Source organism: Paenibacillus sp. FSL R7-0297 (genome assembly GCF_038009025.1).
Classification (GTDB): domain Bacteria; phylum Bacillota; class Bacilli; order Paenibacillales; family Paenibacillaceae; genus Paenibacillus_AQ.
On sequence record NZ_JBBPAQ010000001.1, the window covers coordinates 59,123 to 77,541 of the forward strand.

At 48.0% G+C, this 18,419-nt stretch carries 16 protein-coding genes; 5 read left to right on the forward strand and 11 right to left on the reverse strand.

Annotated elements, in window-relative coordinates; all coding sequences use genetic code 11:
* The first annotated feature begins 297 nt into the window (after positions 1 to 297).
* Positions 298 to 1,035, forward strand: coding sequence for a spermidine synthase (locus MKZ24_RS00245; protein ID WP_340780921.1), 738 nt, complete (start codon positions 298 to 300; stop codon positions 1,033 to 1,035).
* Here the strand turns inward: MKZ24_RS00245 and MKZ24_RS00250 are convergent.
* The 8 genes from MKZ24_RS00250 to MKZ24_RS00285 all read right to left on the reverse strand — a co-directional run bounded on the left by MKZ24_RS00250 (position 1,001) and on the right by MKZ24_RS00285 (position 11,064).
* Positions 1,001 to 2,761 carry a SpoIIE family protein phosphatase gene (locus tag MKZ24_RS00250; RefSeq protein WP_340780922.1) on the reverse strand — a complete coding sequence of 587 codons (1,761 nt, stop codon included), beginning with the start codon at positions 2,759 to 2,761 and terminating at the stop codon, positions 1,001 to 1,003. The genes MKZ24_RS00245 and MKZ24_RS00250 overlap by 35 nt on opposite strands.
* Positions 2,758 to 3,171 carry an ATP-binding protein gene (locus MKZ24_RS00255; protein WP_042232673.1) on the reverse strand — a complete coding sequence of 138 codons (414 nt, stop codon included), beginning with the start codon at positions 3,169 to 3,171 and terminating at the stop codon, positions 2,758 to 2,760. Before MKZ24_RS00255 ends, MKZ24_RS00250 begins: the two co-directional genes overlap by 4 nt.
* Positions 3,164 to 3,508: an STAS domain-containing protein gene (locus MKZ24_RS00260; protein WP_042241535.1), complete on the reverse strand. Its 345-nt coding sequence runs from the start codon at positions 3,506 to 3,508 to the stop codon at positions 3,164 to 3,166. The genes MKZ24_RS00255 and MKZ24_RS00260 overlap by 8 nt, the downstream gene beginning before the upstream one ends.
* Positions 3,509 to 3,511: 3 nt before the next feature.
* Positions 3,512 to 6,073 (reverse strand): chemotaxis protein CheW, encoded by a 2,562-nt coding sequence (locus MKZ24_RS00265; RefSeq protein WP_340780925.1) that lies wholly within the window; start codon positions 6,071 to 6,073, stop codon positions 3,512 to 3,514.
* A gap of 22 nt (positions 6,074 to 6,095) precedes the next feature.
* Complete coding sequence (locus MKZ24_RS00270) at positions 6,096 to 6,524, reverse strand: chemotaxis protein CheW (RefSeq protein WP_042232670.1); 429 nt, start codon at positions 6,522 to 6,524, stop codon at positions 6,096 to 6,098.
* A gap of 12 nt (positions 6,525 to 6,536) precedes the next feature.
* Positions 6,537 to 8,159 carry a methyl-accepting chemotaxis protein gene (locus tag MKZ24_RS00275; protein ID WP_042232668.1) on the reverse strand — a complete coding sequence of 541 codons (1,623 nt, stop codon included), beginning with the start codon at positions 8,157 to 8,159 and terminating at the stop codon, positions 6,537 to 6,539.
* 243 nt (positions 8,160 to 8,402) lie between these two features.
* Positions 8,403 to 10,502, reverse strand: a complete 2,100-nt coding sequence (locus tag MKZ24_RS00280) for a helix-turn-helix transcriptional regulator (RefSeq protein WP_340790016.1) — start codon at positions 10,500 to 10,502, stop codon at positions 8,403 to 8,405.
* A 199-nt stretch (positions 10,503 to 10,701) separates the two neighbouring features.
* Positions 10,702 to 11,064: a nuclear transport factor 2 family protein gene (locus MKZ24_RS00285; RefSeq protein WP_042232666.1), complete on the reverse strand. Its 363-nt coding sequence runs from the start codon at positions 11,062 to 11,064 to the stop codon at positions 10,702 to 10,704.
* 281 nt (positions 11,065 to 11,345) lie between these two features.
* On the opposite strand from MKZ24_RS00285, the gene MKZ24_RS00290 reads away from it, so the two are divergent.
* Together MKZ24_RS00290 and MKZ24_RS00295 are read left to right on the forward strand one after the other, a co-directional pair.
* The gene (locus MKZ24_RS00290) at positions 11,346 to 12,098 is read left to right on the forward strand and encodes a 3'-5' exonuclease (protein WP_039310164.1); all 753 of its coding nucleotides are present in this window, start codon (positions 11,346 to 11,348) and stop codon (positions 12,096 to 12,098) included.
* A gap of 267 nt (positions 12,099 to 12,365) precedes the next feature.
* A complete protein-coding gene (locus tag MKZ24_RS00295; RefSeq protein WP_340790018.1) occupies positions 12,366 to 13,133 on the forward strand; it encodes a MerR family transcriptional regulator in 768 nt (255 codons plus the stop codon).
* Between the two features lie 160 nt (positions 13,134 to 13,293).
* Here the strand turns inward: MKZ24_RS00295 and MKZ24_RS00300 are convergent, their stop codons facing one another.
* A complete protein-coding gene (locus MKZ24_RS00300; RefSeq protein ID WP_042232664.1) occupies positions 13,294 to 13,671 on the reverse strand; it encodes a MerR family transcriptional regulator in 378 nt (125 codons plus the stop codon).
* A gap of 101 nt (positions 13,672 to 13,772) precedes the next feature.
* Between MKZ24_RS00300 and MKZ24_RS00305 the strand changes: the two genes are divergently transcribed.
* Positions 13,773 to 14,180 (forward strand): carboxymuconolactone decarboxylase family protein, encoded by a 408-nt coding sequence (locus MKZ24_RS00305; protein WP_042232662.1) that lies wholly within the window; start codon positions 13,773 to 13,775, stop codon positions 14,178 to 14,180.
* A 189-nt stretch (positions 14,181 to 14,369) separates the two neighbouring features.
* Here the strand turns inward: MKZ24_RS00305 and aroD are convergent, their stop codons facing one another.
* Both aroD and rbsK read right to left on the reverse strand, forming a co-directional pair.
* Positions 14,370 to 15,134 (reverse strand): type I 3-dehydroquinate dehydratase, encoded by a 765-nt coding sequence (gene aroD / locus MKZ24_RS00310; protein WP_042232661.1) that lies wholly within the window; start codon positions 15,132 to 15,134, stop codon positions 14,370 to 14,372.
* Positions 15,135 to 15,328: 194 nt separating this feature from the next.
* Positions 15,329 to 16,297, reverse strand: a complete 969-nt coding sequence (gene rbsK, locus MKZ24_RS00315; protein WP_340780932.1) for a ribokinase — start codon at positions 16,295 to 16,297, stop codon at positions 15,329 to 15,331.
* 292 nt (positions 16,298 to 16,589) lie between these two features.
* On the opposite strand from rbsK, the gene glgP reads away from it, so the two are divergent.
* Entirely contained in the window at positions 16,590 to 18,206 is a 1,617-nt protein-coding gene (glgP, locus tag MKZ24_RS00320; protein WP_340780933.1) for an alpha-glucan family phosphorylase, read from the forward strand.
* The last annotated feature ends 213 nt before the right edge of the window (positions 18,207 to 18,419 follow it).

Here is an 18,419-nt window from a genome sequence, read left to right on the forward strand (position 1 = left end):
GAAGTGCAGGAATTCGAGTCGGTCTACTGTGACGGATTAACTATGGTGCTGGAGGAACAGCTGGAGACCCGTTTGGCTTTTTCCGATATGGAAGAGCTGTTATCTTCCTCCTTAGCTTCTGCCCTAAGCAGTGGTCAAGCTGCTGCTGAAGAATGCCCCAGACCCCAAAATCCATGAAATCGGCACCGATGTCAGCTATCCCGCCCCCGCCTATTTCAATAAATTGTTCAAAAAGGTTGTCGGTGTCACGCCGAATGAATATGAACGAATCTCATCTGTGTAAGGAGTCTGATCCGCTTGCATCCACTATTCCATTCGACAACAGATCATCAGGAAATCCAGGTATATGATACGACAGAGCTATATGGCGAGAAAGGACGCTTCCGAGTGCTGCAGTTCTCAGGCGAGGCGATTCAAGGTGCGCTTGACCTTACGCATCCGCGTCGTATCGTCTTTGAATATCCGCGGGCGATCATCCATCTGATGGAGTGCAATGAACCGTATTTCGAGGATGTATTTGTCATCGGGCACGGGATCGGAACGATTGCCGGGTACTATGCGGAGAAGCGATTCACAATCGCTGAGGTGAATCCTGAGGTAGTTGAACTGAGTAGACAATACTTCGGCTATACCGGAAATAATGTGCGGGTTGGAGACGGACGCACCCTGCTGGAGAGCGAGCAGGATCATACCTATGATTACATCATTCTGGATGCGTTCACCGCCGAAGGAACTCCGCAGCATTTAATCTCCAGCGGGTTCTTCAGCCTTACCCGCCAGAAGCTACAGCGCCGCGGTTCTGTAATCATGAACCTGATGGGCCGCAGCGACAACAACCGGCTGATGGACGCCATTCATACTACGCTTGGCGAACAGTTCGCCTATATCAAGGCTTTTGCCCTGCCCTCCGAAGGCCACTCTGACATCCGCAACATCCTTCTGATGGCCAGTGACAAGCCCATCCGCTATCAAGCCCGCCAGATGGCTGGTTTTGTTGAAATTACGCTTGGGCAAGGGCATGTGATCCTGGATTAGATCCTGTTTCACTGCCAATCTCCATGTAAATCAGGCAGACATCATCCAGTTCATCCGATCCGGCGAGACTGCTATCATTACCGGATACAAGCAGCTTGTCCAGTACTCCGGCAATCGGCTCCGATATCGTTTGTTTCATTTCATTTATGATCAGATTAATCTGTTCCTTCAGCATCTGGCCGGGTCTCTCGATTAGGCCGTCAGTATACAGAAGGATTCTGGACTTACCTGTATATTGAATCGTTTGTTTCTTCACATTCAAGCGGGGAATAAGTCCAATAGGAAGACAGGATGATTTCAAATGGAATACTTGCCCGCTGTTGTCGATTAGCAAACCGCTGGGATGACCCGCGTTGATATATTCAATGGAACTAGTCTCTGTGTCCACGATCAAATATATGGCTGTGAAATAGAAATTGGCAGCTGTCATTGACTCACTAAACAGCTTATTCATATGATTGTTCAAATCTTCAATTACTTCTTCCGGGCTCGTACTGGTTTGAATGATCCCTCTGAGCAGTGAACGTATAGACATACAAATGAGTGCCGAAGATACCCCATGACCCATTACATCCATAATCAGAATGCCGTAACGGTGTTCAGTTATCCGGTACCAGGCATACATATCGCCCCCCAGGTTCTGTGAAGGAACGTATCTGGCATCAATGGCAAATGATTGTGTATAGATCGGCTGACTAAGAACGCTTTTTTGTACCTGTCTGGCCAAGTCCAGATCAATTCGAATACTTTGCTCAATCAACTTCTTATGGGTAATATCCAATATAACTCCATTCATAATAACCGAATCATTTTTTGTAGCATAAAAAGGAAATAGCCGGCTTTCAACCCAGCGGGTTTCCCCGCTTGAATGGACAATGCGATATTCCAGATTCTTTTGAAAGGTTTCCCCGGCGGCGGCGGCGGCTATTCTGGCACCGACCATATCCTTGTCCTTCTCATAGACCTGCGCCGACCATAAATAGGGATACTGATAATACTCCTCCGGAGTATAACCGAAGACCTTTTCACTTGCTGGTGAGATGGTCAGTAATTTATCCTGAGTCACATCATAGGACCATAAAATAATATCAATACTTCTCATAATATTATTCAGCTGGGTCTGTACTACCCCCAGCTTTTCCTGCATTCTTTCAAATTCTGTAATATCCTTGGCAAAACCGATAACTCCCTGAATTTCTCCGTCGGCCATGAGAGCAACACTGGATAAATCAAAGATGTGTGTCTCTCCGCTCTTATTAATCAACTGCAATTTTCGTGAAGTTGAAAGAATACTACCGTTCGTGATGTTCTGAAAGGTCTGCTGAATTAACGGTACATCCTCCGGTAGAAATAAATGGATAAACGGGGTGTTCTTGATTTCCGCCTCTGAATATCCGAGATTATTAAGAAGATTAGGACTTACACTGATGATTGAACCCTTTAGATCCACTACGTATATTCCTGCATTGTTGTACAGAAATAACGATTCATACCGCTGCTCACTGTCCCTCAGTTTCTTTGTACTCCTATCATACTGGCTATGTAAGATAATCAGTGAGGTAAGAATAAAAAATTGGGTCACAAGGCTGACCCTAAATTCATAACTGAACACTTTATCAACGAAAAAAAAATTATACAAATTCAAAATAACTATTATGACTAGAATAAGAAAAAATCTGTTTTTGACAGACCATTCTCTCAACCGGTATAACCATCTGTTGTTCATGTCACTCTCCTTTTCTTACACATGTAGAGTGTCACATAGGCACCTTCGGAGATCAATCTTACATCATCCATAATGCCATGAATGAGCATCAATCCCCTGCCATGCAGTCCGACCGGGAAGACCTCTCCATTATGCAATTCAAAGGATGGGCCATTTTGACAAACCTTAATCTCCATGATGTCCGATTCAACCAGCCAGGAAATTCTGAATCTGCATATATCTGAAGAACTCCCATGCTCAAATGCATTCGTGCAGGCCTCTTCGGTTACCAGCTGAAGCAGGATCGACTCATGCTCAGAAAATCCTGAGATTTGAGCAATTTTCCTGGTAATATCTATGGCAAGGGCTATATCATTACGTCTATAAATAACCAGAATTTGACCATATGTTCTTCCTGAGACGCTATTCATTCCGTACACCATTTAAATAATCATAAGCGTCATTAAGGTCCGCGAATATCTTCATGAGTGTACTGAAATGTACAATTTCAAATATTTCACCCACGGTGGATTGTACACCCGCAATAACGAGTTCCTTGCCCATACGTCCTGCGGTCAGCACAGCATCTGCTATTACACCTAGTCCAGCGCTGTTCAGGTAGGATACATCAGTGAGCTCAAGGATAAGCCCGGCAGAGTCACCTTCTATAAGCTTCAGAATCGTCACGCGGAACTCATCGACATTCTTTAAGGTCACGTCTTTATTCCACTTCAGCAGTTGTATCTTTCCCTGTAAAGAATTCTCCATCAATCATCCCACCTCTTTTCTTTTAGGTTCCAGATTGATCAGCTTTTCTAAATTCAATAAATGAATGAACTGCTGATCATTTTTATAAATGCCCTCCAGCATTTCGGATTTCCGCAGTACGTGATCCGGTGTCTCATCCAGATGTGCTTTGGGAAGCGGTCGAACCTCTGATACTTCATCCACCAGGAGCCCCACCTCATGCCCAGATACTTCACAGATCAATATTCGAGAGCTCGAAGATCGGTCGTGTGTGCTCATACCTAACCGGAGTCGTATATCATATACCGGAAATAACAATCCGCGTAAATTAATCATTCCCAGGACATGGGAGGAAGCTGAAGCAAGCGGATGAATCTCCGGTACCGGTACAATTTCTTTCATCTTCCTGATTGGAATGGCAAAATGCATTTCCGACAGCCTGAAGGTTACATATTTCCCGTTTTCCTCATCCAGCTTTGCGCCTTCAGCGGCTTCAGACAGCAGAATGGATTCATAGGAAGAACCTGCTTCACGAGCAATAGAGCCTACATCCAGGATGTGCGCTACATGACCGTCTCCAAGAATAGTCGAACCGGCGATATAAGACACATTGCCGATATAATTACCCAGTGATTTGATTACAATCTCCTGATTTCCAATCGTTTGGTCAACGATCAGACAGACTCGTTTATCTGCCAATCCGACAATGACAACGAACAAGCGGTCTTGGGCGGCATCCTGCGCCTCCTCTACCTGCAGCCTGCTGTGCAGGCGGACAAGCGGAAGCACCTGATTGCGGAATTTACATACTTCTTTCCCTTGTACCGTAAGAATATCAGATGTTTTCAGCCTAAAAATTTCAATAACATTTACTAACGGGACTGCAAAAGTGCTAGTCCCCAGCTTAATGAGCAAGGAGCGGATAATCGCAAGGGTCAAGGGAACCTTTATCGTAACTACGGTTCCTTCATTCGGTGTCGTTTCAATATCAATGACGCCATTCAATTTCTCAATATGCGATTTCACAATATCCATTCCAACCCCGCGGCCGGACAGATCTGAAACTTGCTGTGCTGTCGATACACCTGAACGGAATATAAGCAGAACCAGCTCCTTTTCGCTCATGTGGGCAACCTCTTCAGCTGAAGCAAATCCTTTGCGGACCGCCATTTCCTTTACTTTATGGGCATCAATCCCCCTGCCGTCATCAGCGATAGTAATCACGATCATATTCCCTTGATGACTTGCCCGGAGTACTATGGTACCTTTGCGTGGTTTCCCCATGGCGGCACGTTCTTCCGGAGCCTCCAGTCCATGATCAGCGGAATTCCGCAGAATATGTATGAGCGGGTCACTTATCACCTCAATGAGGGTGCGGTCCAGCTCAGTCTCTTTGCCTTCAATGACGAGTTCAATACTTTTACCCGACTTTTGCGCCAGATCACGAATCATCCGCGGAAATCGGCCGAATAAATGCTCTATCGGCAGCATCCGCGTTTTCATCATGCCTTCCTGAAGATCAGAAATAACCATGTTCAAATGATTGGCAATGTCATTCAGTACATTGATATCGCTATTATTTTTGAGCTGCTCGCCTAATTTGACGCTAATGCTGTGCAGCCTTGTATTATCAATGATCAATTCACCTACCAGATTGAGCAGACCCTCCAGACGTTCTACGTCTACACGAACCGTTTGCGCCACCTGTAACTTAGTTTCAGGTACCCCTGTTATTTCCTTTGCTTTAAGTGTATCCTTTTGGTGATCTTTATCCTTTTCGACTCGGGGCACAACTTTCCCTTCTACAAAAGTATTGAGATTCAGATTTGTAATATATTCCACATGCACAGAGTCTATTTGGGAGATTTGCTTCAGACTGGCCATAATGTCTTGCTGCATTTGTCTGGTAATCAGTATATAAACGATGGCTCCGGCAAACATTTCATCCTTTTCAATCATCTCCAGCTCAGGGAAGCAGACAGCAATTTCCCCCTGCTCCATCAGATTGATTTCCGCGAGCTTGGCGCGAACATATTTCATCGATTCTTCTTCAGCCAACTGCACATGAATCGCCATTACCTCTGAACCGCTATCCAGGGCTTCCTGTATTTGTTTCCTGTGGACATCATTAAACACAATATGCAGGGCAGGTGAGGGTGGGCGTGCCTCGGGTTCACGTGTCGCGGCTCCAACTGCAGCCGAAACTCTGACTTCTTCCAACCGGCTCATCAGGTCTGAAGTATCTCCTTCCTCCATCACCCCACCCAGGATGGAATGGCGCAGCTGCTTAATGAAGTCTATACAGTCAAACAGGATATTCAGTAATTCAGGAGATACCTCCAGCTGCCCGCCACGGATCAGATCAAACACACTTTCCATCTGATGCGTCAACCCGTTAAGCTGCTTAAATCCCATTACTGCCGAAGATCCTTTTAAGGTATGTGCCGCCCTGAATATTTTTTGGATGATGGTATCCTGACAGCCTGAACTTTCCAGCACTAATAAGGATTCATCCAAGTATTGTAGCTGCTCGTGCATTTCATCCAGAAATACTCCCAAGTATGCGGAATTATGATACTCATTCATCTTCTAAGCCCTCCTTTAAGCGTCACCCTTCACCAAACAAGCGCTCGATGTTCAGTATACTAATTAAACCTTCAGAACTTTGCCCGATTCCATCCATGTATTGCGCTCCATCTGACTCGTGGGATTCTAAGGGAGACTCGATTTCCTGAAATGAAGTCACCTTCTCCACAGCATCTACAATAATGCCCATAGCCTCTTGCTTATATCGCACCACAATAATTCGTGACTGTGCCTTTACAGGTGTTTCAGGAATACCAAATCTTCTACACATACTAATCACCGGTACAATCCTGCCGCGCAGATTAATGACTCCCTTGATGAATGGCTTGCTGTTAGGCACTCCCGTGATATGCTCCATCTTGATAATTTCATCAATATCCCGGATATTGATGGCATGCTTCTCGCCTCCCAGCCGGGATACGATGTATTGTTCAGATTCCGCTGTGAGCATGGCTTCTCCTCCTTACAGCTTGAAGGCTGCTACAGCGCCATTCAGCTCATCCGCCAGAGTGGCGAGCATTTGTGAGGAAGCGGCTGTTTCCTGCGCTGCTGCTGCAGATTGCTGACTTCCCGCAGCCACAGTCCCAATAGATACTAATACCTCGCTCGTCTGCGCCGCCTGTTCCTCACATGCTGCCGCAATACCGGCAATTTGTTGGTTCGTCTCATTTACACGGGATACGATGCCATTGATCAGCACCTCTGTCCGGTCTGACAGCACCGAGACCTCGCTCACAGCTTGAACACTCAGTACCGTATTCTTCTGCATTCCCCGGATAATAGAGGCAATTTGTTTGGTGGCTTCACTGCTTCGTTCCGCCAGCTTGCGGACCTCATCGGCCACAACGGCAAAACCTCTGCCCTGCTCTCCGGCACGCGCTGCTTCAATGGCTGCATTTAGGGCAAGCAGATTGGTCTGCTCGGCGATTTCATCAATCACTTCAATAATTTCACCAATTTTTTGGGAGTCCTGCTCCAGCAGCTCCATCTTCTCCGACAGGTTATTCATGCCCAGACTGGAATTCCGTACGGCGTTACTTCCCTCTTCGGCGCCTTGACGTGTCAGTATGGATAGTTCCGACACCTGCTCCGCATTCTTCGCAACCTCGTCAATGCCTCTGAGCAGATCCTGAATCAGCTGATTGATGTTCTGCGCGGCCTGAGCCTGTGACTGACTGCCGCTGGCAATTTGTTCGGTGGTTGCCGATATTTCCTCAGAGGAAGCAGCCACATTCTGAGCAGATTCTGCGGTATTTCCGATTAATTTTTTTAAGTTGGATATCATTTCATTAGTAGCCGCGGCAAGCTTGCTGAATTCATCACGGCTTTTGATCGTAACTTGATCCCTGAGGTCGCCGCCCGCCATTTTCATCATGACAGCTAGAAGCTTGGATACGGGGCCCACGATTCCTTGAGAGATAATTAAAGCCAGCGCGATAGCAATCGCTGTCGCCAGAAAAGCAAAGATAAGGATGGTAGTTCTTCCGGAATTATAGCTGTCTACACTGGCTTCAATTGTGTTATTTGCTCCTGTTATTACATTCTCAGCGGCAAGATTCGCTGTATCCTGCGCCTTTTGCAGATCAGCTACTGAATCAAGCATGGTTTGATAGGCATTCACATTATCGTTTCTCATTCCCATATCAACAACGTCCGGAACAATTGCATTATACTTCTCCACACTTTGCTTGATGATCTCCAGGGATGACCTTTGATCTTCATTCAGGTCAAGCGCTCCATAGGATTTAATACTGGTAGCAAGCTTAGCCTGGTCTTCTTGAATAGCTGTCTGTATTTTACTGAACTCTGCCGTACGCGTCTCCAGTATAATCTTCATCAAATCCCCGCGTAGTTTATAGAGATCTGTGCGGATATTCTCCATTTGGACCAGTGCCGGAAAGTTATAACTGCGCATTTCGACAGAATTGCTATTCATTTGCCCCATCTTCACAATCGACAATCCACTAATCAATAGAAGCAAAGCTACAATACCCAGAAAACTTCCCAACAACTTTGTACGGATCGTTAATTTCAAATGAAACACTCCCTTTAGTGATTTCTCTTTGTTTTCACTTTCACAATTCATCCAACTGTACTTCGCTGCATATATTTAATTCCATTGTGAAATCCCCCTGTGTTCTTCATGGGGAAAACTCCTTTGCTCAAAATGGTTTACATTGTGAAATATTTCTCTTACATTATCCCCTATATAGGTCCTTGTGCCTATCATCACTAGTTCCTGTTCTTCGACAAAATATTCCTGTTTATTTCAGGAATATTTTCCCTCTCCTAGGGATAAAAAAAAGCAATGATACCATATGATGCGGTATCATTGCTTTTTCAAAGTATAGGTTAAGGAGGAATTATACATTTGAGAAATCGCCTGGGCCCGGCCGTTAACACCAAGCTTTTCGTATATTTTAGTGATATGATTCTTAACGGTATGTGTACTAATAAAGAGTTTCTCAGCAATTTCCTTGTTATTGAATCCCAGTAAGACAAGTTTCAGAATTCCCTCTTCCCTTGAGGTCAGACTGCCTTTGCTGTCTAGGGGAGATAGAGAGATAGGCGATGTAGACTGGACAGACAAATAATGTTCTACGGATCGCAGGATAGGGTCATCTATCGGAATAGGAAGGAATTCCTTCCATTCTTTCTCCCCGTGCTCGATATACAAGTGAACCATCAGCAACGCTTTTCCCAGGAAGGTATAGGAGTTGTCTCTTACTTCATCCTCTCTAGTCTGGCCCGACCTGTAGCGCTGCAATTGACGCAGCAGCTTTACAGCCGGGATATCCCCGACATACCCCGCCAGCAGTTCCGGATCATATTCGCTGAGCAGACTGGCCTGTCCTATCCATTCCACCTCTTCAGCGGGACGATTCAACTCTTGTAGCAGGCCCTGCGCAAGTTCCTTTACCAGGATTCCCTTATTATAGGATTCCGGTCTCCACATGAGCAATGTATCCAGAAGCAATTTTAGAATATCCTTTTTATCAGATAGGATTTCTTTTGAAACCCCTAGCAGCTTAGTGACTACCAAACCAGAGGTTCCCCGAAGAAATGTAGTAAATTCCTTATGATGACTTTCATTATTAAATTGGACCGTGATCAGCCCCAGCAGTCTCTGCTCAAAGGCCAACGGGAATTCTATTAATTCCCTTCCCCTCCATTCCCGCTGTATAGGTCTGCGCAGCATATTAACGATAGGTACCCCGTCTCCAAAATAGGTTGTTTCAACATCGGAAGCATAAACGTTATATTGTTCACTAGGAGCAGTCGAGGCTGTGTATATTTCCATTCGTTCACCATCCGGCAGGTGCAATAACAAACAAATAAAAGAACTCTGAACCTGCTGCTGTACGGTTTCCATAACCATTTGCAGGAAGTTCTCCCTGTTATGGATGGAGACCATTGTCTGGGTGATTTCGAGAAAGGCATCAATCCGCATTCTTCGCCGTTCGTATTCTGCTTCGTTATCCATATGATATACGGTAGATGAGAATTGCTGGGCTATCAGCATACCCATATCCGCCTGCTCTTCCGATATTTCCTGCCTTAAGGAATCTCCGCCAAACAACAGCCCGAACAGCTTATTTTTATACTTTATGGGATAACAGATGATCACTTTTGGCTTAATTCCCTTTGAAGTAAAAAAAGAAACCCGCGGGTCACGGTCGACCTTCTCCCAATACCCCATCTGCCTGGAGAGCCCTACCTGCCCCAAAAAGCCTTCCCCTACATAAAAGGAAGATCTAAATAGCAGATTATCCCCATGAATCCCGGTTGTTTCAATTACAGTAAATTGTTCACTATTCGTAACATTACTGGCGTACCCCGCAAATTCAAGTCCCAGCACACGTACAAATATGCCCAGCACACCTTGTATCCAGCTTGGGCTTCCTGAATCCAGCAGATGTACGAGATTCAGCAGCTGCAGATTATTCGAAGAATTATTTCCATTCTGCTCACACTCGAGTAAAGCCGCCACTGTGTCTGCAAGCGCTTCCAGTTGAATGAAGAAATTATCAATATTTTGTTTGTCATATACTTCAACCCTATCAAGGGCGCGAATCCAATGCTGCCATTCTTCCGGAGTGATCGTTTCTTTTATTTTGCCGGTAATCAATTCTTTAGTACTTCCATCAATCCAAACACCTGCAAGAATATAATATGGCGTTTGTTCTCTAATTTGCACGGGGGCCACCAGAAGCTTAAACCCTGAGATGGTTTCATATATAATCGGCTTGGAAATGCCCCGTACTTTTTCGATAATTTTCATTATGGTATCTTCAGTGGAGTTACTCTGATAACCTAATAATAAGCCAACCATATCAGTCATTCCGGAAGGCTCAGTTAACCGTTCGTCCGCTTGATTAGTTATCATAACCGTCAATCCGCATAAAGAAGAGTAAGCATTCTGCAGCATCTGCAAATTCGATTTCAGCTTGTTCTTCATCATACATACCTCTCTTCCTGCCTACTGCATAAGGTAGAAATTCGACGTATTATGACTATTCTCCTGCTTTACCTATATATAAAATTACAAACAAAGATACAATACCCAAAATTTTCATATAAAAATGCATAATAATGCAACTTTTATGCTGTTATACGTAGTATCCGCGTTAAATTTCATGGGCCGGTGTTCCTTGATGAAAAAACATCTGCCAGCGTCCATCGCGGAATTTCCAGATTGAACTGCGCAGGCAATGCATACCGGACTCTTCGTTGAAGGTCCGGTAGGTCGCAAGTACATTATCCTCAGACAATGTATGAAGTTCAAAGTTACTCAAGGTCATCCGTACCTCGCCTGCGCCCCCTTCACCAACCTGATCCTGTTTCCGCCATACCCTGCCTGAACTTCCGAATTCAGTGTAATCATCTGCGATCAGCAGTGACACCGCTTCAGGATTCGTACGCACTTCATTGCTCAGCAGTAGTTCCTCGAGATCGCAGATATGGTCTGCCAGCCATTCTTTAGCTGTCATATTAATTTCCTCCTTTTTACAAGAGCCGCTGGCAGCAGCTGACTCCCCTTCACAACAATAGGCCCGCCACCTCGCTAGCGTACTTTTTCCGGCACAGGCCGAACCGCCGATCCAATAGATTACCTGCTATTAAGCTATTCGACACCGAATTGCCGCCGTTCCTGCATCAATCTGCCATTTCACCGCCGAATTCCCCACACAAGCACTTTTTTTGTTAAAATAGAAATGTCGGCGCAATTACGGGCAATCCGGCGCCAGTCACTGAAACGGAGGCATTACCTGTGGATTATATTATTCTGGACATCGAATTCAACGGCCGCAAATTTGCCAGTGAGCACCCTATGGAGGTCATTGAGATCGGAGCTGTCCGTCTAGACGCTTCATTGCAATATAAGGGCGAGTTCTCTGCCTTAATCAAACCCATATACTTCTCCACCCTCAATTCCTTTATCAAGAAAAAAACCGGCATCCCCCAAGAGGATATCGATGTCGCCGACCGGTTCCCGAAGGTGATAGCCGCCTTCAGAGCCTGGCTTGATCAGAGCACGGACGGCGTGCTGCTGCTGACTTGGGGCGGCGAGGATATGAAACGGATCATCCAGGACGTGCGGATGCACAAAATCGATGATGCCTACTGGATGGAAGCGACCTACTTTGATCTGCTCAAAGGCGTGCTCCGCGCCCGCGGCCTAAGCAATGACATCAGCGTTGAAGGCGCTATGGCCCTGTTCGGCCTTGAGCCTTCAGGCTCTGCACACCGCGCGCTGGACGATGCCAAGATGACGGCCGATATTTTCCGTGCGGTCTTCAATGAACTCGATTTCGGGCGCTCTCAGCACTATATCGACACCTTCTCCAACGCCAGAGAACGCAAGACCGTCAAGATCGCCATCAAAGCCATGACCTCCCAGAAGATCGTTCCCACCTGGGAGCTTGTGGCCGAGCATTACTTCCCTGCTGAAGATGCTCTGGCCGATCCCCGGAAGCTAGCGGAACTGCAGGCGTATTTCGCCGCCCAAGTCGGCAAGAAATAGACATCCCCCATGCTCTGCCCGACAGCGGCAGTTTCCTAGCAGCAGCTACGGAGACGGCCGCTGTTTGCTGTTTGCTATTTGCTATTTGAGAGATTATACGGTTATCCGGTTATCCGGCCAGCCCTTGGGTTATCCTAAAATTAGGATTTGACATTGCCGTTACGTGAAGGTGTAGAGTAGTTTTTGTAAGCAGCAGCTTACACGGCGGTGACGCTAGAGCACGTCCATGCTGTATACGCCAAGACAGAGTTGGAGGCTGAAATGACAATGGAGTACACTGTTCAGAAGCTGGGAGCACTCGCGGGAATCAGCACGCGGACACTGCGGTATTACGATGAATTCGGGATTCTGAAGCCGGCCAGAATCAATTCCTCGGGATACCGCATCTACGGCCAGGCCGAGGTGGACCGGCTGCAGCAGATTCTGTTTTACCGGGAGCTGGGCTTAAGCCTGGAGGGAATCAGGGAGATTGTCACATCACCTTCCTTCGATGGAGCCCGCGCGCTGCGCGAGCACCATGACAAGCTGCTTCAGCGGAGACAGCAGCTGGACCAGCTGATCGCGAACGTCGAGCAGACACTTGCACACACAGAAGGGAGAATCATAATGAGCAATGATGAGAAATTCGCAGGCTTTAAGCAGAAGCTGATTGACGATAACGAGCAGAAGTACGGGCAGGAGATCCGGGAGAAGTACGGCGAAGACGCCGTAGAGAAGTCGAACCGCAAGCTGAAGAACATGACCGAGGAGCAGTATGCTGCCATCCAGCAGCTTGAAGCAGACATGTTCGCTTCGCTGGAGCGGGCAATGGAGGACGGAGATTCGGCGGGTGAGCTTGCGCAGAAGGCAGCTGATCTGCACCGCCAGTGGCTTAGCTTCTACTGGGATACCTACACCAAGGAAGCTCACGCAGGGGTAGCGCAGATGTATGTCGATGATGAACGCTTTACCGCCTATTACGACAAACGCCGTCCTGGACTGGCCGGGTTCCTGCGGGATGCAGTACATGTCTACACTGGAACCAAGCAGGAATAAGGAAACCAAGGAATCCACACTAACACTATATCGCCTGAATTTCCATACAACTGGAGCTCCCGTTTGTTAACGAATAAGATACGGGTTCACAGAGTCCTTTAACTTCATTTATACACTTGTAGCGTTTTAACGCTACAAGTGTATTTGACATTCCTCTAAGTCATTTTCGAACCTCGTTCTCCATTTCTTTGTAATACCTAATCTTACTGGCGACCTTGTCCAGATTCTCACCAAGCTTATGCATCTGCTGCTCAACCCTGCTCTGGTGGGCTTCCAGCATAAGCCGCCGCTCATAGACGGTAGATGGCCCTTGACTGCGCAGATTGGAATACCGCTTCATTTCACGGATCGGAATATCCAGCTCCCGCAAAATAACGAGGAATTGTACCCAAGAGACATCAGCCTCCGAATATACCCGATAGCCCTGTTCATTCCGCGCCACATTCTCCAGCATCCCTTCCTTCTCGTAATACCGCAGCGTATGTGCCGACAGTCCCGTAAGACGGGACATTTCCTGAATTGTTAGTAAGTTCTCCATTGCCCAATCTTAGCACACCAAATGAAAGGTTGCATTAGAGCGCGCTCTAAGCTGTAACCTGAATACAGGACAACAAAACGAAATTAAATGGAGGTTAACCTATGACTACAGAACGTTATGAACGTGGTTGGAAGAAGCTGATGGAGGTGGATGGTACTGGAGGAGCAAAGGTAATCGAATCCCTAAAAGACATCTCTCCCGATCTTGGGAAATTTGTGATCGAGTTTGCCTTTGGGGACATTTACTCCCGTGAAGGGCTGGATTTGCGGCAGCGGCAGTTAGTAACCCTATCCTCCCTGACAACACTTGGCGGCTGCGAGCCCCAGCTCACTGTTCACATCAATGCCGCCCTTAATGTAGGACTTTCCCCAAAAGAGGTTATCGAGGCCATTCTGCACTGCGTGCCATACGCCGGATTTCCGCGTGTGCTTAATGCTACTTTTGTGGCCAAAGAGGTATTTATGGAGCGTGGACTGGAAATAGACAGCAGCAGCCTCCCTGAGTTGTAGCTGTTTGCAGGTATGTCGGGGTGCCGTACTGAAAGACCGAGTATGATATGCCATCATTCCACAAGGGCGGTACCGTTTCAGCGAGAAATAGAAGGATAATTGATAGCGTGAAGCATATAAATTCTTATATTTCGAAAAAGGATGCTCCCGCCATTTCACAGGCCCGGGAACATCCTTCTCTATTCTTGATTATAAGCTGCGGTGCAGCAGCTCCAGCACACTGCGCAGCTCGGCAACCGCTACCTGACCCGGAGCCGAAGGCTTATGCGCCGCCCCGAAGGTCAGCGCCGAGCCGAAGATTTCACCGGCAAGCCGACTGATTACGCCCTCTCCGGCCATCGACATCGTAATGATCGGACGGTCCGCATACTGCTCCTGCATCTTGTTTGTCGCTGCCAGCAGGGTCAGCACATCCCCCGCACTCTGCGGCATCACAGCAATCTTCGGCAGATCTCCGCCAAGCTCCTGTGCTCTGCGCAGCCGGGAGACGATTTCATCCTGTGACGGCGTGCCATGGAAGTCATGATTCGATATAATCACGAATACCGCATTGTCATGCGCTGTGGCAATCAGCCCGCGGACCTCCTGTTCCTCGTTAAACAACTCCACATCCACAATATCAACGTATCCGCTCTCCACAGCAGCTTTGTTGAGCCGGAAGTAATATTCCGTGGAGATTTCCTTCTCCCCGCCCTCTTGGGCGCTGCGGAACGTGAAGATCAGCGGAACCTCCGGCAGAACACGCTGGATTTCCTCCAATACCTCCGTTACCGCTGCGATATCCTCCACTTGGCTGAAGAAATCGCTCCGCCACTCCACCACATCCGGAGCCAGAGCCTTAAGGGCCTCCGCCTCTTCCCGAAGCTCGGATAACGTTGTTCCGACCAGCGGAACGCAGATTTTGGGCATCCCCTCCCCGAGGGTTACATTCTTAACGGTTACTGTACCGCTCATCGCTCCAGCTCCTTAGGTATCAGGCTAAGCCTGTGAATTAACCGCCCGGCCCGCTTATCCGCAGCATTCCGTGTCTGGTTAGTTAGACAATCCTGCACAGAATACAACAATCCCCGCAATATATTAACCAGAATCCTTATACAGAATGAACTTACGAATCTCAAAGGACCGTTTACACGTTCCTTACGCTAAATCTACTGTGCGCCCGGCTCGGCATCAGCAGCTTCCTGCAGGAACTGCTTCACCTCTTGCAATCTTGGAAGCGAAGGAATCGCTCCCGCTTTGCCAACCGCCAGTGCACCGACCGCATTCGCGAATCTGACCGCTTCATCCAGCGTTTTCCCGCGGGTAAGCTGCCAAGCCAATGCCCCGTTGAAGGAGTCGCCCGCCGCCACTGTATCTACAGCTTGTACCGGGAACCCGGGAACATGCAGGCTGCCGGCGGCATTCACAATCAGCGCCCCTTTGGAGCCCAGTGTGACAATAATATGCTGAACCCCTTTTTGCAGCAAAATCCGTGCCGCACGCTCCGCATCATCCACACTCCCTACCGAAATACCGGCCAGAATGCCCGCCTCTGTTTCATTCGGAGTCAGGTAAGTCACATGATGAAGCAATTCATCTCCGAGCGGCTGAGCCGGTGCCGGGTTGAGGATCACCGGAATTCCATGGCGGGAAGCAACGGCAGCCGCAGCCTCTACCATCGTCAGGTCCGTCTCCAGCTGCATGACGACAATTCCGGCTTGGCGGATAACCGGTTCAAGTGCTTCAATATCAACCGGCTTCATCTCGACATTCGCACCGGGCACCACGATAATCCGGTTCTCGCCTTCTCCGTCCACCACAATGGAGGCGACTCCTGTAGCCTGTGACTCACTCTGCGTGATATATCCGGTGTGAACCTGCTCCTGTGTCATAACCTCCAGCAGTCCGCTGCCAAAAGAGTCCCGGCCCACTCTGCCGATCATGGTTACCTCCGCGCCAAGTCTGGCTGCAGCAACGGCCTGATTGGCACCTTTCCCGCCGGGGGACAATGCGAACTCCTGGCCAAACAGCGTCTCGCCCGCTTCCGGAGCCCGTTTCGTGCGTACTACCATATCCATATTCAGACTTCCAATTACGACTATACTCAACATGAACACCACCACTTGGTTTATTTCCATTGTTTCTTCGCCATTAAGGCTACCTTCTCCATGGAAGGGACGGCACCGGCGTTACTGGTTGTTATCCTCTTATCTTATGGCCTTCAGCCGGGTTAATCAAATTTTTATGAATGGAAGCTTTGAAGAATTTTTTTATCAAAACTTCGTTGTGCTTTTTAAAGACAAATATGCTAGAATAGGTGTGCAATCGCTTCCAGAGCCTAACATATTCTTTTGAGCAAACGTTTGCATCTTAGATAAAGCCTGCAGCTTGGCCAATAATAATCTAAATCATATTTAGGAGGCTTATCAAGTGAACGAGAACCAACTGCCGTCAGTAGCTTATTTCAGCATGGAGTACGGGCTCCATTCCGACTTCAAAATGTACGCCGGAGGCCTGGGCATTCTGGCCGGAGATTACATCAAAGGTGCCAAGGATATAGGAGCTCCCGTCATCCCCATCGGACTCAAATGGAAACAAGGCTACACGGACCAGAAAATTGATGCAAACGGCAATCCGTACGACTCCTACCATAATTATGAGTATGAGTTCCTTGAAGATACCGGCGTCAAGGTTACGGTAAAAGTCAGAAAAACCGATGTCGTCTGCAAAGTGTGGAAAACAGAGCATTTCGGCAACAGCCCGCTTTATCTGCTGGATACCGATATTCCCGAGAACAGTGATGCCTGGATTACAGGCCAGCTGTATGGCTGGTTCGGGGAAGAACGCATTGCCCAGGAGATTGTCCTGGGGATCGGCGGCGTCAAAGCCATGCGTGCTCTGGGAATTCCGGTTAATGTCTATCACTTCAACGAGGGGCATGCGGCCCTTGCTGCAATTGAGCTGATCCGTGAGAAGATGTCCGGCGGCAGTACTTTTGAGGAAGCCTGGAAAGCTACACGGGAAGAGGTTGTGTTCACTACACATACACCGATCAAGGAAGGTAATGAGACCCATCCGCTCGACCGTCTGGAGTACATGGGTGCATTTAACGGCTTAACCCGCGCCCAGATGGAACGGATCGGCGGAGAACCGTTCAACATGACGGTAGCCGGCCTGCGCCTGTCACGCATCTCGAATGCCGTTGCCCAGCTCCATGCCGACACCGCTAATAAAATGTGGAAGGAAGTCGCCGGCCGGTCCGAGATCATCGGCATTACCAATGCAATTCATACGCCTACCTGGGTAGATGAACGGATGACCCGTGCTTTTGAAGAAGGCGGCGACCTGTGGGCTGTGCATAAGGAGATCAAGCAGGAGCTGATCAGCTTCATCGAAGAGCGTTCCGGGATTGCCCTGAATGCAGACAATCTGCTCATTGGCTTCTCCCGCCGCGCGGCTCCCTACAAACGCAGTGACCTGATCTTCTCCCAGCCCGAGGTGATTGAGCCTTACCTGGAGAGCGGCAAAGTTCAGATTGTCTTCTCCGGCAAAGCGCATCCGCTGGATGATAACGGCAAGAGAATCGTCAGCAACCTCGTAGCCATGATGAAAAAATACCCGAAAAGTGTAGTTTTCCTGGAAAACTACGATATGACCATCGGGGCCCAGCTCACCCGCGGCTCCGATATCTGGCTGAACAATCCGCGCAGACCGCTGGAAGCCAGCGGAACCTCCGGTATGAAGGCCGCCATGAACGGCGTCCTCAACTGCTCCATCCTTGACGGCTGGTGGCCGGAGGCCTGTATAGACGGCGAGAACGGCTGGCAGATCGGGGACGGCTTTGAGACTACTGATTTTGCTGTACTTGACCAGCACGATAGCGATGCCCTGTATGATACACTCCTGAACCGCGTTCTGCCGACCTTCTATGAGAACAAAGACAAGTGGGTGCAGATGATGCACCGCAGCATTGAGACCACCCGCACCGAGTTCGCCACCAAACGCATGCTGGATGAATACTATAACCGGATGTACATCAAAGGCTGATTCGCGTCGCAGTTCTGCAGCTTCCTCCTATATGCCCTTTCTTCGTTCCCTCCTGCCCGCTTTAGCGGGCGGGAATTTTTAGGTTTCACGAGTTTTTAGTTCATATTCTTTATCTTTAATAACATTAATCATCTTCATTTAATCTGCTTTTCAGCGGAATTCCGGGCAAATATCCTACTCTTAGTGAAATCAGTTTCCCAAACCAATTTTTTT

Excerpts from the sequence above, each read along its gene's own strand:
- MKZ24_RS00250 (WP_340780922.1), bottom strand. The coding sequence starts at position 2,761 with ATGAACAACAGATGGTTATACCGGTTGAGAGAATGGTCTGTCAAAAAC.
- MKZ24_RS00255 (WP_042232673.1), bottom strand. The coding sequence starts at position 3,171 with ATGAATAGCGTCTCAGGAAGAACATATGGTCAAATTCTGGTTATTTAT.
- MKZ24_RS00260 (WP_042241535.1), bottom strand. The coding sequence starts at position 3,508 with ATGGAGAATTCTTTACAGGGAAAGATACAACTGCTGAAGTGGAATAAA.
- MKZ24_RS00265 (WP_340780925.1), bottom strand. The coding sequence starts at position 6,073 with ATGAATGAGTATCATAATTCCGCATACTTGGGAGTATTTCTGGATGAA.
- MKZ24_RS00270 (WP_042232670.1), bottom strand. The coding sequence starts at position 6,524 with ATGCTCACAGCGGAATCTGAACAATACATCGTATCCCGGCTGGGAGGC.
- MKZ24_RS00275 (WP_042232668.1), bottom strand. The coding sequence starts at position 8,159 with ATGAATTGTGAAAGTGAAAACAAAGAGAAATCACTAAAGGGAGTGTTT.
- MKZ24_RS00280 (WP_340790016.1), bottom strand. The coding sequence starts at position 10,502 with ATGCTGCAGAATGCTTACTCTTCTTTATGCGGATTGACGGTTATGATA.
- MKZ24_RS00285 (WP_042232666.1), bottom strand. The coding sequence starts at position 11,064 with ATGACAGCTAAAGAATGGCTGGCAGACCATATCTGCGATCTCGAGGAA.
- MKZ24_RS00295 (WP_340790018.1), top strand. The coding sequence starts at position 12,366 with ATGGAGTACACTGTTCAGAAGCTGGGAGCACTCGCGGGAATCAGCACG.
- MKZ24_RS00300 (WP_042232664.1), bottom strand. The coding sequence starts at position 13,671 with ATGGAGAACTTACTAACAATTCAGGAAATGTCCCGTCTTACGGGACTG.
- MKZ24_RS00305 (WP_042232662.1), top strand. The coding sequence starts at position 13,773 with ATGACTACAGAACGTTATGAACGTGGTTGGAAGAAGCTGATGGAGGTG.
- aroD (WP_042232661.1), bottom strand. The coding sequence starts at position 15,134 with ATGAGCGGTACAGTAACCGTTAAGAATGTAACCCTCGGGGAGGGGATG.
- rbsK (WP_340780932.1), bottom strand. The coding sequence starts at position 16,297 with ATGGAAATAAACCAAGTGGTGGTGTTCATGTTGAGTATAGTCGTAATT.